The sequence below is a fragment of the Ideonella azotifigens genome (assembly GCF_021043325.1).
Lineage (GTDB): Bacteria > Pseudomonadota > Gammaproteobacteria > Burkholderiales > Burkholderiaceae_C > Ideonella > Ideonella azotifigens.
Genome location: NZ_JAJNKD010000009.1, coordinates 19331 through 33213, shown reverse-complemented (window position 1 = coordinate 33213; position 13883 = coordinate 19331). Strand labels below are relative to the sequence as shown.

General features: G+C 68.7%; 9 protein-coding genes. 3 read left to right on the top strand and 6 right to left on the bottom strand.

Annotated elements, in window-relative coordinates:
- The first annotated feature begins 75 nt into the window (after nucleotides 1–75).
- From LRH25_RS18810 to LRH25_RS18800, 3 genes are all read left to right on the top strand, one after another.
- A complete protein-coding gene (locus LRH25_RS18810) occupies nucleotides 76–1404 on the top strand; it encodes a DEAD/DEAH box helicase (RefSeq protein ID WP_231011934.1) in 1329 nt (442 codons plus the stop codon).
- Between the two features lie 84 nt (nucleotides 1405–1488).
- Entirely contained in the window at nucleotides 1489–5046 is a 3558-nt protein-coding gene (locus tag LRH25_RS18805) for an AfsR/SARP family transcriptional regulator (protein ID WP_231011933.1), read from the top strand.
- A gap of 124 nt (nucleotides 5047–5170) precedes the next feature.
- Nucleotides 5171–5611 carry a hypothetical protein gene (locus LRH25_RS18800; protein ID WP_141288159.1) on the top strand — a complete coding sequence of 147 codons (441 nt, stop codon included), beginning with the start codon at nucleotides 5171–5173 and terminating at the stop codon, nucleotides 5609–5611.
- A gap of 28 nt (nucleotides 5612–5639) precedes the next feature.
- Here the strand turns inward: LRH25_RS18800 and fdhD are convergent, their stop codons facing one another.
- The 6 genes from fdhD to LRH25_RS18770 form a co-directional block, all read right to left on the bottom strand.
- On the bottom strand, nucleotides 5640–6482 hold the full coding sequence (gene fdhD / locus LRH25_RS18795; RefSeq protein WP_141288158.1) for a formate dehydrogenase accessory sulfurtransferase FdhD: 843 nt from the start codon (nucleotides 6480–6482) through the stop codon (nucleotides 5640–5642).
- Nucleotides 6483–6546: 64 nt separating this feature from the next.
- Nucleotides 6547–6783, bottom strand: coding sequence for a formate dehydrogenase subunit delta (locus LRH25_RS18790; RefSeq protein ID WP_141288157.1), 237 nt, complete (start codon nucleotides 6781–6783; stop codon nucleotides 6547–6549).
- Between the two features lie 63 nt (nucleotides 6784–6846).
- Nucleotides 6847–9738, bottom strand: coding sequence for a formate dehydrogenase subunit alpha (gene fdhF / locus LRH25_RS18785; protein ID WP_141288156.1), 2892 nt, complete (start codon nucleotides 9736–9738; stop codon nucleotides 6847–6849).
- A gap of 54 nt (nucleotides 9739–9792) precedes the next feature.
- Nucleotides 9793–11379: a formate dehydrogenase beta subunit gene (locus LRH25_RS18780; RefSeq protein WP_141288155.1), complete on the bottom strand. Its 1587-nt coding sequence runs from the start codon at nucleotides 11377–11379 to the stop codon at nucleotides 9793–9795.
- Complete coding sequence (locus LRH25_RS18775; protein WP_231012002.1) at nucleotides 11376–11846, bottom strand: formate dehydrogenase subunit gamma; 471 nt, start codon at nucleotides 11844–11846, stop codon at nucleotides 11376–11378. The genes LRH25_RS18780 and LRH25_RS18775 overlap by 4 nt, the downstream gene beginning before the upstream one ends.
- 260 nt (nucleotides 11847–12106) lie before the next feature.
- Nucleotides 12107–13792 carry an OFA family MFS transporter gene (locus LRH25_RS18770; RefSeq protein WP_231011929.1) on the bottom strand — a complete coding sequence of 562 codons (1686 nt, stop codon included), beginning with the start codon at nucleotides 13790–13792 and terminating at the stop codon, nucleotides 12107–12109.
- Nucleotides 13793–13883 lie beyond the last annotated feature (91 nt).

Sequence of the window (13883 nt, the reverse complement as noted above, 5' to 3'; positions counted from 1 at the left end):
AAACCCGCGGGCCGATTTGGGGCTACACCGGACGCCCCGCATACACTGGCCGCCGAATCTTGATGAGGGCGCCGGATGTCTTTTGAATCGCTGGGCCTGGCGCCCGCCCTGCTGCGTGCGCTGGCCGACCAGGGCTTGCCGGAGCCGACCCCTGTGCAGGCCGCTGCGATTCCGCCGCTGCTGGCCGGGCGCGATGTGCTGATGCAGGCGCGCACCGGGGCTGGCAAGTCGGTCGCACTGGCGCTGCCGCTGCTGCAGCAATGGCTGGCCGGTGCGGCCCAGCACCCGCGACCCACGCATGCGCTGCTGCTGGTGCCCACGCGCGAGCTGGCCCTGCAACTGGGCGAGACGCTGCGCGAGCTGGCGCACAGCCTGCCGGGGCTGGTGAAGATCGCCGTGGTGTTCGGAGGCGTGTCGATCAATCCGCAGATGATGGGCTTGCGCGGCGGGGCCGACATCGTTGTCGCCACGCCCGGGCGGTTGCTGGACCTGGTGCGGCACAACGCGCTGTCGCTGGGCCAAGTCAAGACGCTGGTGCTGGACGAGGCCGACCGGCTGCTGGCGCTGGGCTTCGAGGAAGAGCTGGCCGAGGTGCTGGCGCTGCTGCCGGCCCGGCGGCAGACGGTGCTGAGCTCGGCGACCTTCCCGCCGGCCGTCACCACGCTGGCGGAGCAGTGGCTGCAAGAGCCTGAACAGATCCGCCTGAGCAACCTGACCACGGCGCGGCCGGACATCCGCCAGCGCGCGCTGGTGGTCGAGGAAACCCGCCGCACCTCGCTGCTGCGCCACCTGCTGGCCCAGCGCATCGAGCTGAAGCAGGACGCGCGTGCACTGGTCTTCGTGGCCAGCCAGCATGCGGCCGAGAAGGTGGCGCACAAGCTGGCGCTGGCGGGCGTGGCGGCCGAGCCGTTCCACGCCGGCCTGAGCCAGGGCGCGCGACAGAACATGCTGCATGCGTTCAAGCAGGCCAAGCTGCAGGTGCTGGTGGCGACCGACATGGCCGCGCGCGGCCTGCACATCGACGCACTGCCGCTGGTCGTCAACTACGACCTGCCGCGCTCGTCGGAGGACCATGTGCACCGCATCGGCCGCACTGGCCGCGCGGGCGCAGAAGGCGAAGCGATCAGCTTCATCACGCCGGCCACCGAAGCGCATTTCCGGCTGATCGAGAACCGCCAGGGCCAACGCGTGCCACGTGAGCAGATCGCCGGTTTCGAGCCGCACGTGCACCATGCCGCGCCGGCTGCGCCGGCCGAGGAAGACAGCGGCGACATGCCCTTGCCCGCCGGCACCGGGCTGGACCCGAATGGCGGCATCAAGGGCAAGCGCAAGAGCAAGAAGGACAAGCTGCGCGAGGCCGCAGCCAGCGCCAAGGGCGAGCGCCAAACGCAAAAGCCCGGCTGACGCACCGCGCAACCCCAAGCCTGGGGATCGTCCACAGGACCAAGCGCAGAGATACTGCGGCGCGCACGCCAACCCTGCTGTACCTTGAAAGCTACCCATTGCCTGCTGCGCCTGCTGGGACAGCCCCGCCTGAGCTGGCTGGGCGAGCCCGCACGCGACATTCGTTTCCGCTATCGCAAGACCTGGCTGTTGCTGGCCTGCCTGGCCTGCCACCCCGCCGAATGGCAGCCACGCAGCGTGCTGGCCGGGCGCCTCTGGCCGGCGCTGCCGGCAGCCGCCGCCCTGACCAACCTGCGCCAGTTGCTGGCCGATGCGAGCCAGGGCCTGGGGTCGCTGGCACTTGGGCTGGCACTGGAGGTCGAGCGCCAGCAGGTGCGGCTGCGACCGCACGCGCAGTTGCTGGTCGACCTGCACCTGCTGCGGGAGTGGCAACAGCAAGCCCCTGCCGACGCAGAGCTCAGCCTTGCGGCCCTGGGGGATGCACAGATCTGGTTGAGCCCGCTGCTCGAAGGCTTTTCCACAGACGCCCTGACCTCCGGCGACGACTGGCTGGGGCCAGAACGTCAACGCTGGCGGCAGACGGGCCTGGCCAGCGTTCGCACCCTGAGCCGTTGGCTGCAAGCCCAAGGGCGCACCGCTGCGGCCATTTCTGCCGCCCGCGCCGCCTGGCAGCAGGAGCCGCTGGACGAAGACCTCGCTGCCGGGTTGATCGATCTGCTGGTTGCCCATGCGGACCTGCGCGGCGCGCGCGAGGTGCTGACCTTGACCGACAACCACTGGCGCTCCGAACTGGGCCTGGCCGCGCCGGCCGCGCTTCGGGCGAGATTGCCGGCGCCGGGCGTGTCCCCCCCGCCACCGGCACGCCCGGCCACCGAGCAGCGCTGGCTCACGCTGCTGCAACTGCAGTTCAGTCCGTCGGCGCAGGATGCCGCCAACGCGCCGCCAGATGAGTTCGAAGCGGCATGCGTCCAGGCCCTGAGCCAGGCCCAGGGCCTGGTGCGCCAGTGGGGTGGTGAACCGCTGGCGGTTCTGGGCCGCAGTGCCACCGCCTGCTTTGGCGCGGGACCGGATCCGGAGCATGCGGCCGAGCGTGCCGTGCTGGCCGCACTGGCTGTGCGGGCCGCCAGTGCCCCCTCGCTGATCTGCTGCGGCGCAGTCGTTTCCGGTTTCACACTGGTGGCCTCCGGGCCCCAGGGCCTGGCGCTGCCCGAGCGGCTGCCGCTGGCGTGCCAGGCCTTGTGCGAAGAGGCGGCAGACAGCAGCCTGCTGGTGTGCGCCGATGTGGCAGCGCAGATCTCGCAGCGCTTCGTGCTGCAAGCCCATGCGCTGCCGCCACCGGCGGGTGCATGCGGGCCCGTGGCTCGCGTGCTGGGCCTGCGGCCACCCACCTCGGCCGCCAGCCCTTCACAGCAGGCTGCCGGCGACGCACCGGATCGCCCCGTCTCCGTCCTGGGTCGCGAACGCGAAGTGCGTCAGCTGCAACAGGCCTGGGCCCGGGCGCAAGGTGGCGAGCCGCAATGGTTGGTGCTGGTGGGGCCTGCCGGCATCGGCAAGACGACCCTGGCCGAACACCTGGCGCAGACCGTCACCGCCCAGGGGGGGCAGATGGTCCGCTGGCCATGCTCGCTGCGGCTGCAGGCGCGGCCGTTCGGCCCGCTGAGGCGACACCTCGCCCTGAAAGACGATGCCACGCCGAATCGCCCACAGCTGCTGGACGCCGCCTTCGACTGGCTGGACAGAACCTCCCGCACCGAACCGCTCCTGCTGCTGCTCGACGACGTGCACTGGGCCGACGAAGCCACCCGTGAATTCCTGGCCCGCTACGCCGCCACCTTCGCCAACCAGCGCCTGATGCTGCTGTGCACCAGCAGGCCCGAAGCGCCCCTGCCAGAAGAGGGCCGGCCGCCGCAGCTGCTGCCACTGGGGCCGCTGGCTGCGGCCGATACCCGGGCCCTGATCCGCCGCCACGCCGGCGCGGACCTGCTGGACCCCGTTCAGCTCGACGAGATGGCGCAACGCAGCGGCGGCATCCCGCTGTTCGCGGAGCGACTGGCGCTGCAGCACGCCGGCGGCAGCGCGGCCCCTCCAGGCGTGGCCCTGCCCTACATGCTGCAGGCCGAACTGGACCGGCTAGGCCGCGGCCGACAGGTGCTGCAGGCTGCCGCAGTGCTCGGGCCGCAGTTCAGCGCCACGGCGCTGGCCGCACTGCTGCCCGACGAACCGGACCTCGCGCCCGTCCTGGCCCAGGCCCTGGCGCTGCAGCTGCTGATACCGGCAGAGGCGCGGGGCGAACAGGGTTATGCGTTCCGGCATGGCCTGATCCACGAAGCCGCGAAAAACAGCCTGCCGCGCGCCACCCGCCGCGAGTTGCATGGCCGCCAACTCGCCTTGCTGCACATGCAACCGTCGACCCCGCCCGCCGAACTGGCCTCGCACCTGGAAGGCGCCGAGCGCTGGGCCGAAGCACGAGACCGCTGGGCCGAGGCCGGCGATACGGCACTGACACAGGAGTTCGCACAGGACGCCATGCGCCACTACGCCCGCGCCCTGCAGCTCGGCGAGCAGCCGGGCGCCGCCCCGCCGCAAGACCTGCTGCTTCACCTTCGCCTGCAGCATGCCCAGGCCACCATGATGTGCCAGGGCTATGGCTCCCCGCTGGCGCACGCCACCTACGGCGAGGTCCTGCAGGCCCTGCAGGCCAGCGATGGCGACACGGCCGAACGGCGACGGCTGCGTTTTCGCGCCCTGTCGGGGCTGTACATGGGCGCAGGCTCGCAGGGCCGCAGCCTGGGCCTGGACCACGCGCGGGGCTTGGTCAACACGGCGCAGGACCCAGCCGAAATGCTGATGGCCTGCTTCGCCATGGGCAACTCCCAGTTCTGGCACGGCGAACTGGCCGACGCAATGCACCACCTGCAGCGCGCCGCCGAGCTGGCCAGCGGGTTGTCACCCGAGCAACGCCGCCGTTGCATGGAAGACGACGCAGCGTTGCTCAGCGCCTCCGTGCGAAGCTGGAATTTGTGGTTCCTGGGGCGGCCCGAGGAGGCCAGGCAACTGGCCGATGCAACCGTGGGCCTGGCCCGCCAAGCCGGCCGGGCCCACGCGCTGTGCTTCAGCCTCAGCCTTGCGGCAGCCGTGCACTGGTGCCTGGGCGACACCGAGCGGGTGCTGACCGTCTCGGGTGAAGCCTGCATGCTGTCCGAACGCTTCGGTTTCCCGCTCTGGCGCGGTTTGAACCGGCTGTTCGTGCTGTGGGCGCGGGCCTGCCAGGGCGCGCCCGGCGTGGCGGCCGAGGGGCTGCAGGCCGCCCAGCAAATGCGCATGGCCTACCGGGCAGGCTCGACCACGGCACGCTGGATCCTTGGCAGCGCCCTGCTGCAAGCCGGTGAAATCCAGGCCGCCCAGGCGGAGCTGACATTGGCACTGGAAGACGCGCGCAGTGGGCTGGATCACTTCTGCGAACCTGAGCTGCTGCGACTGCTGGCGCTGTGCCAACTGAAGTCTGGCGAGACCCAAGCCGCCGAATGCCTGCTCATGGAGGCCGAGACCCTGGCCGTGCGGCTGGGCGCCACTGGCTTGCTGCCAGCCGTGCGCGAGCTGCAGCGCGCAGCACGCCGTCAAGGCGCGAGCCTCGCGCGCTGACTACGCTTTGACTACGCGGGCTGCCTAGCATGGGCATCGCCCAGTGGCGCCCGAAGTGACGGATGAAAACGGCTGCCTCGCGCCACCCAGCTTTTCCAACATTCAGACGCAGAGACCCACCCCCATGTCCAGATTCATTGCGATTCCCGCCCTGCTTGCCGCAATTGCGCTGAGCCCCCTCCTCGCCCAGGCCAGCACGCCGTTGACCAGCGTCGGCATCACCGCCGGCATCCCGTCCACCCCGGTGAAGAAGCAAGGCGAGAACTTCTTCAAGACCACCTTCAGCTTCGGCTACCAGCAGGGCAAGGTGATGCTCTCAGGCGCTGCCGACGGTACCGGCACCTTCTACGTGGACGATGTGATCACCGTCCACGTCGTGCGACCGGACGGCACCAAGCAAAGTTTTTCGTACGACTTCAGCGGCGGCTGCCAGGACGCCTATCCGCTGAATCCGGTGGACCTGAGCGACCTGTTCCAGCCGGGTGTCAACAAGGTCACGGTCACGCTGGCGGACCGCTGCGGCACCGTGGTGCAAGCACCCGCTGTGTTCCTGAGCACCCACTGAGCAAGCTTGCCGGTGCGCGACAGGCCGTTCACGGCACGTAGCGCACCGCCTGCTCGCCACGGCAAAAGCCGTAGAGCTGCAGCCCGGCCTGGCGGGCGATGTCGACCGCCAGCGAGGTCGGCGCCGAGATGGTAGCCAGCAGCGGCACGCCCAGCCGGGCGCACTTGCGCACCAGCTCGTAGCTGGCGCGGCTGGACATCACGATGAAGCCGTCGTCCATCGGCAACCTTGCCTGCACCCGGCTGCCCAGCAGCTTGTCCAGCGCGTTGTGGCGGCCCACGTCTTCCATCACCTGCAGCAGCTCGCCCTCGCGCGTGGCCCAGCCGGCGGCGTGGTGCGCGCCGGTCAGCGCGTTCAGCGGCTGCAACGCGGGCATCTGGGTGAAAGCCTTCAACACCGTGGCCGGTGGCAGCGCGGCCAGCCACGCGGGTGGCGACAGGCGTTCGGGCAGCAGGTCCAACCGGGTCAGGCTGTCAATGCCGCACAGGCCGCAGCCTGTGCGGCCGGCCAGCGTGCGGCGCTGATCCTTCAGCCGCATTTCGGCGGCGGCGGCCACTTCGAGCTGGACCTCGACACCTTGCGCGTTCGCGATCACGTCAATGCCATGGCACTCGGCTGGCGACAGCAGCAAGCCTTCGGAAAGCGCAAAGCCCAGCGCAAAGGCTTCGAGGTCGGCCGGCGTGGCCATCATCACGGCATGCGAGATGCCGTTGAAGACCAGGGCGACCGGGGTTTCGGTGGCCACCTGATCGGAATCAGCGTGGTCCAGCGGTCGGCCCTGGCGCACGCGCCGCACGGTGACAGGCACCGTGGGAGGCGGCAGGGAATCGTCGGCCGGCGAAAGAAGATGGGGAGAGAAATCGTCGCTCATGCTGGCGGCAGATTCTGCGCGCAAACGCCAACCCCGGCTTGCGCAGGTGCGCGCACCAAGGCGCTCAATCGAGCACGTCTGCGCGCACCTGCAAGGCGTCGCGCACGATGGGCAGCAGCCCGTCTTCCGCGCCGCCTTCGGCCCGGGCCTCGATGTGCCGCGCCAAGGCGTGGCGCATGCGCGGCGCCCAGAACTTGCGAATGTGGGTGGCAATGCCGTCCAGCGCCTCGGCCCGGTCGGGCTGGGCCTGGAAGAACTGGCCGATCTGGTTGGCCATGTGCACCAGGTGTTCAACGTCCATGAGGCGCGCTTTCTGAATGTCCACAGGGTGGGACGGCGGACAGGGAAACGGCGGTGAAGGTCTTCATTTGCCGATGACCTCCGCGCGCCGCGCCTGGTCCAGCAAGTCCAGTTGGGTCTGGTTGAACTCGGCGTAGCCCCGCTGCCATTCCGAGGGCTGCGCCACCGGCATCACCTGCACCGCCGTCACCTTGTACTCGGGGCAGTTGGTGGCCCAGTCGGAGGCGTCGGTGGTGATCACGTTGGCGCCGGACTCCGGGAAGTGGAAGGTGGTGTAGACCACGCCCGGCTGCATGCGCTCGCTGAGCACCGCGCGCAGCACCGTGTGGCCGGCGCGGCTTTCCACGCCCACCCAGTCGCCAGCGCGCACGCCGCGCTCCTCGGCGTCGTGCGGGTGGATCTCCAGCCTGTCCTCGTCATGCCACTGGTTGTTGGGCGTGCGGCGGGTCTGCGCACCCACGTTGTACTGGCTCAGAATGCGGCCGGTGGTCAGCAGCAGCGGGTACTTGCGGGTGACCTTTTCCTCGCTGGGCACGTACTGGGTGACGATGAACTTGCCCTTGCCGCGCACAAACTTCTCGCGGTGCATGATGGAGGTGCCGGCTTCTTCGGTGCTGTCGTTGCAGGGCCACTGCACGCTGCCCAGGCGCTCGATCTTCTCGTAGCTCACGCCGGCAAAGCTGGGCGTGAGCATCGCGATCTCGTCCATCACCTGCTCGGGCGATGCATAAGCCATGGGGTAGCCGAGGGCGTTCGAGAGCTTGACGGTGACCTCCCAGTCGGCCAGGCCCGGCAGCGGCGGCATGGCCTGGGTCACGCGGGAAATGCGGCGCTCGGCATTGGTGAAGGTGCCGTCCTTCTCCAGGAACGAAGACCCGGGCAGGAACACGTGGGCGTACTTGGCGGTTTCGTTCAGGAAGATGTCCTGCACGACGATGCATTCCATGCGGCTCAGCGCATCGGCCACGTGCTGGGTGTTGGGGTCGGACTGCACGATGTCCTCGCCCTGGCAGTACAGGCCCAGGAAGCTGCCCTCATGGGCGGCGTCGAACATGTTCGGAATGCGCAGGCCGGGCTCCGGGCTGAGCTCCACGCCCCAGGCCGCCTCGAACAGGTTGCGGGCCGTGGTGTCGGAAATGTGGCGGTAGCCCGGCAGCTCATGCGGGAAGCTGCCCATGTCGCAACTGCCCTGCACGTTGTTCTGGCCGCGCAGCGGGTTCACGCCCACGCCCTCGCGGCCCACCATGCCGCAAGCCATGGCCAGGTTGGCAATGCCGATGACCATGGTCGAGCCCTGCGCGTGTTCGGTGACGCCCAGGCCGTAGTAGATGGCCGAATTCGGGCCGGCGGCATACAGCCGCGCGGCAGCCCGCACCTCGGCCGCCGGCACGCCGGTGGCCGCTTCCAGCGCCTCGGGCGAGTTCTCCGGCCGGGCGACGAATTCGCGCCATTCGGCAAAGCTCTTGGTGTCGCAGCGCTCGGCCACGTAGGCTTCGTTGACCAGGCCTTCGGTGACCACCACATGGGCCAGCGCCGAGATCATGGCCACGTTGGTACCCGGGCGCAGCGCCAGATGATGCTGGGCCCGCACATGGGGCGAGCTGACCAGGTCGATCTTGCGCGGATCGACCACCACCAGCTTGGCGCCTTCGCGCAGGCGGCGCTTCATGCGCGAGGCGAAGACCGGGTGCGCATCGCTGGGGTTGGCGCCAATGACCAGGATCATGTCCGACTGCTCGACCGACTTGAAGGTCTGCGTGCCGGCCGAGGTGCCGAAGGTCTGGCCCAGGCCGTAGCCGGTGGGCGAGTGGCAGACCCGGGCGCAGGTGTCGACGTTGTTGGTGCCGAAAGCCGCGCGGATCAGCTTCTGCACCAGGTAGGTTTCTTCGTTGGTGCAGCGGCTGGAGGTAATGCCGCCCACCGAATCCTTGCCGTGCGCGGCCTGGATGCGCTTGAACTCCGACGCGGCGTAACCGATGGCCTCGTCCCAGCTGACGGGCTGCCACGGGTCGCTGATCTTCTTGCGGATCATCGGCGTGGTGATGCGGTCTGCATGGGTGGCGTACCCCCAGGCGAAGCGGCCCTTGACGCAGCTGTGGCCGTCGTTGGCCTTGCCGTCCTTCCAGGGCACCATGCGGACCACGGTGTTGCCCTTCATCTCGGCCTTGAAGCCACAGCCCACGCCGCAATAGGCACAGGTGGTGATCAGGCTGTGCTCGGGCTGGCCGAGCTCGATGATGCTGTTTTCCTGCAGCGTGGCCGTCGGGCAGGCTTCCACGCAGGCCCCGCAGGAAACGCACTCGCTGTCCATGAAAGGCTGGTCCTGGCCCGGCGAGACGCGGCTCTCGAAGCCCCGGCCGGAAATGGTCAGCGCGAAAGTCCCCTGGGTTTCCTCACACGCCCGCACGCAGCGGTTGCAAACGATGCACTTGCTGGCGTCGTAGGTGAAGTAGGGATTGGAGGTGTCCTGCGGCGTGTCGCAATGGTGGGCGCCGGAAATGCCGTCGACCTCCTTGCCAGCCACGCCGTAGCGCACATTGCGCAGGCCGGTGACGCCGGCCATGTCCTGCAGCTCGCAGTTGCCGTTGGCGCTGCAGGTCAGGCAGTCCAGCGGATGGTCGGAGATGTACAGCTCCATCACGCCCTTGCGCAGCTGCTGCAGCTTGGGCGTCTGGGTGCGCACGACCATGCCTTGCTCGGCCGGCGTGGTGCAGGAGGCGGGGAAGCCGCGCCGGCCGTCGATCTCCACCAGGCACAGCCGGCAGGAGCCGAAGGGCTCCAGGCTGTCGGTGGCGCAGAGCTTGGGCACCTGGATGCCGGCCTCCACGGCAGCCCGCATCAGCGAGGTGCCCTTGGGCACCTTGACCGGGTAACCGTCGATGTTCAGCGTGACCTCTTGCGCGGACTCGCGCGCAGGGGTTCCGAAATCGATCTCTGTCTTGAGGTGGTTCAGCATGATGGCGGTCCTCGGGTGCAGGCAATGATGGGGCGGGTGATCCGGCAGCGCGGATCAGGCGAGCTGCGGATCGGGCGCGGCGGCAGTGGCCGGCACCAGACCGAAGTCCTCAGGGTAGTGATTCAGGGCAGACAGCACCGGATAAGGGGTCATCCCGCCCATGGCGCACAGGCTGCCGTGGAGCATCGTGTCGCAAAGCTCGCGCAGCAGTTCGACCTGCTGCTCGCGATGGCGGCCCACCAGGATGCGGTCGATCACTTCGACCCCACGGGTGGAGCCGATGCGGCATGGCGTGCACTTGCCGCAGCTCTCCAGCGCGCAGAACTCCATCGCGTAGCGCGCCAGCTTGGCCATGTCGGCCTTGTCGCTGTGCACCACGATGCCGCCGTGGCCCAGCGCCGCGCCCATCGCGGCATAGGCCTCGTAGTCCATGGGCACGTCCCACTGCGATTCGGGCACGTAGGCGCCCAGCGGGCCACCCACCTGCACCGCCTTGATGGGCCGGCCGCTGCGGGTGCCGCCACCGAAGCCGTAGAGCAGCTCGCGCAGCGTCAGGCCGAAGGCCTTTTCGACAAGGCCGCCCTGGCGAATGTCGCCACCCAGCTGGAACGGCAGCGTGCCGTGCGAGCGGCCCATGCCGTAGCCGCGGTAGAAATCGGCACCCCGCGCGAAGATGATGGGCACGCTGGCGAAGGTGATCACGTTGTTGATCACCGTGGGCTGGCCAAACAGGCCTTGCAGCGCCGGCAGCGGCGGCTTGGCGCGCACGATGCCGCGCCGGCCTTCAATGCTTTCCAGCATCGCCGTCTCTTCGCCGCACACGTAGGCGCCCGCGGCCTTGCGCACCTCCAGGTGGAAACGCTTGCCGCTGCCCAGCACATCGTCGCCCAGGAAGCCGGCCGCGGTGGCGCGGGCGATGGCCTCGCTCATCACGGCCACCGCGTGCGGATACTCGGAGCGGATGTAGACGTAGCCCATGGTGGCCCCCACCGCCAGCGCGGCGATGGTCATGCCCTCGATCAGCATGTAGGGGTCGCCCTCCATCGTCATGCGGTCGGAGTAGGTGCCGGAGTCGCCTTCGTCGGCATTGCACACCACGTACTTCTGCACCGAGACCGCCCCCGCCACGGTTTTCCACTTGATGCCGGCCGGGAAGGCGGCACCACCTCGGCCGCGCAGGCCCGAATGGGTGACTTCATGGACCAGCGCGGCGCTGTCCAGCGTCACGGCGCGGCGCAGGCCGGCCCAGCCCTCGTGGGCGGCGTAGTCGCTCAGCGAGAGCGGGTCCGTCACGCCCATGCGGCGGAAGGTCAGGCGCTCCTGCAGGGCCAAGAAGGGAATTTGCTCGGTGATGCCGTGGCGCAGCGCATGGGCGCCGCCCTGCAGCATGCCGGCGTCGAGCAGGCCAGGCACGTCTTCCGGCGTGACCGGGCCATAAGCCACACGGCCAGCCGGCGTGGCCACCTCCACCAAGGGTTCCAGCCAGAACATGCCGCGCGAGCTGTTGCGCACCAGTGCCATGGCCAGGCCGCGCTGGGCGCAGCCGGTCTGCAGCGCGGTGACGACAGCGTCGGCGCCAGCGGCCAGCGCCGCCGAATCGGCCGGCACGTAAACGGTGACAGGAGCGACTGCGGTGTTCATGCCAGGATCTCCAGTTGCTCGCCGAGCTGGCGCAGCCGGGCGGGGGTCATGCGGGCATGCAGTTGGTCGTCCACCTGCACGGCGGGCGAGGAGGCGCACAGGCCCAGGCAGAACACCGGCTCCAGCGTCACCGCGCCATCGCTGCGGGTTTCATGGGATTTGCAGCCCAGCAAGGCCTCGGCCTCGGCCAGCAACTCGTCGGCCCCGCAGGCCTGGCAGGCCTCGGCCCGGCAGACCTGCACCACATGCCGGCCCGGCGGCGTGCTGCGGAAGAAGTGGTAGTAGCTGATCACCCCATGCACCTCGGCACGCGAGAGGTTCAACGCCTCGGCAATCGCCGGCACCACCATCGGCGGCACATGGCCCAGCCGTTCCTGCACAGCGTGCAGCAGCGGCAGCAGCGCGCCGGCCCGCTCGCGGTGGGCGGCGATCAGTGGGTTGACCTGCGCGGCCAGCGCGGGCGCCATCGGCTCCGGCCCGGCGCCGGGGATCTTGGACGTGCGCGGCACGAAGACCAAAGGGGCCACCACCGGCGTACCGGCAACTGACGAGGGACGATCTGGCTTCATGCTGGCATCCTCTGAATCAAGAGCAGGTTCGAGACAGGGCTCGAACAAAAAACCTTTGGGGGCCCGGCAACGGCCGAGCCCTGGCGGCGCTCCAGCCGCGCCGCGATAGCCTGCGCCTTCGCGAGGCCGGCGGCACACCGCCGACCTCGCCTGGCCCATCAATTGAAGAACTTCATCACGCTCAGGCCGGTGCGGTAAATGCCCCAGGCCAGCGGGATGCCCACGGCCGCCCAGGCCAGCACCACCCAGGCGGGATTGCTGACGTGCGCAGCCGCATGGCCCCCGCCACCCTGCGCAGCCACCGTCGCCTTGTCATGCGCCAGCCGTTTTTCCTCGGCCAGTTCGGCATCGCTCATGAAATGCTTCTTGTCGATCGGGCGGACCAGCAGGTTGCAGATCAGGCCGATGCCCAGCATGCCGACCAGGATGTACATGGTCTGGTTGTAGACCTGTTCGCGCGGCAATCCCAGGCCGAGCTGGTAGTCACGCATGTAGTTCACGACGACCGGGCCCAGGATGCCGGCTGTCGCCCAGGCGGTCAGCAGGCGGCCGTGGATGGCGCCCACCATCTGCGTGCCGAACAAGTCGGCCAGGTAGGCCGGCACGGTGGCAAAACCGCCACCGTACATGCTCAGGATGATGCAGACCGCGCCGACGAACAGCAGCTTGGAGCCGGCTGCAGCACTGGCCGGGATGCTGGCGTACATGGCAGCGCCCAGCACGAAGAAGACCACATAGGTCATCTTGCGGCCGATCTTGTCCGACAGGCTGGCCCAGACGAAGCGGCCCCCGATGTTGAACAGGCTGATCAGCGCCGCGAAACCGGCGGCCACGCCGGCGATGGCCGTGAGCTGACCCTTGTCGAGGGCAGTGAATTTGGCCGCGTCACCGCTCAGGCCGATCAGGCTGCCACCGAAAATCTCCTGCAGCATCGGGCTGGCCATGCCGATCACGCCGATGCCGGCCGACACGTTCATGCACAGCACCATCCAGACCAGCCAGAACTGCGGAATGCCCCAGACCTTCTTCACGTGCACATGGTGCTGGGTGATCATCGCGTTGCCGGTCTGCGCCGGCGGCGGCGTCCAGCCCTCTGGCTTCCAGTTGGTGGCCGGCACACGGTAGGCCAGCGCGCCACCCATCATGAACACGAAATAGACCAGGGCCATCACGACAAAGGTCTGGGCCACCCCGACATCGGTGGGCGTGGCAAAGGTCTTCATGAGCTCGGCTGCCAGCGGCGAGCCGATCATCGCGCCGCCGCCAAAACCCATGATGGCCATGCCGGTGGCCATGCCACGGCGGTCAGGGAACCACTTGATCAAAGTGCTGACGGGCGAGATGTAGCCAAGCCCCAGCCCAATGCCGCCAATCACACCGGAGCCCAGCAGCATCATCCAGAACTGGTGCTGCATCACCCCGACGGCCGACATCAACATGCCACCGCACCAGCAGACCGCGGCCACCACGCCGGCCTTGCGCGGCCCGGCCCGTTCCAGCCAGCCGCCCCACAGCGCTGCGGAGCAGCCCAGCAACACGAAGAAGGCGGTGTACATCCAACCCAGCGTCGACACCTTCCAGTCACAATTGGTGACAAAAAGCTCCTGCCAGAAACCGACTTCCGGGCCGCACTTGATGGCTTCCTTGATGCCCAACGCCTTTGAAAGCGGCAGCCAGAACACGGAAAAGCCATAGGCCATGCCGATGCAAAGATGGATCGCGAGTGCCGCCGGGGGCACGAGCCAGCGGTTGAAACCTGGCCCGGCGATGATGCGTTCCTTGGACAAGAAGCCAGAGGAAGATGGCGCCGCGTTCGGCATGCCGCCTATTACTGTGGTGGACATCGTTCGATACTCCTTTTTTTGTGACTACAGGGGCAATTCGAACCGATCCCCACGACCTTTTGCCCCGCACCGGCAACTGGCGCTGCGGAAT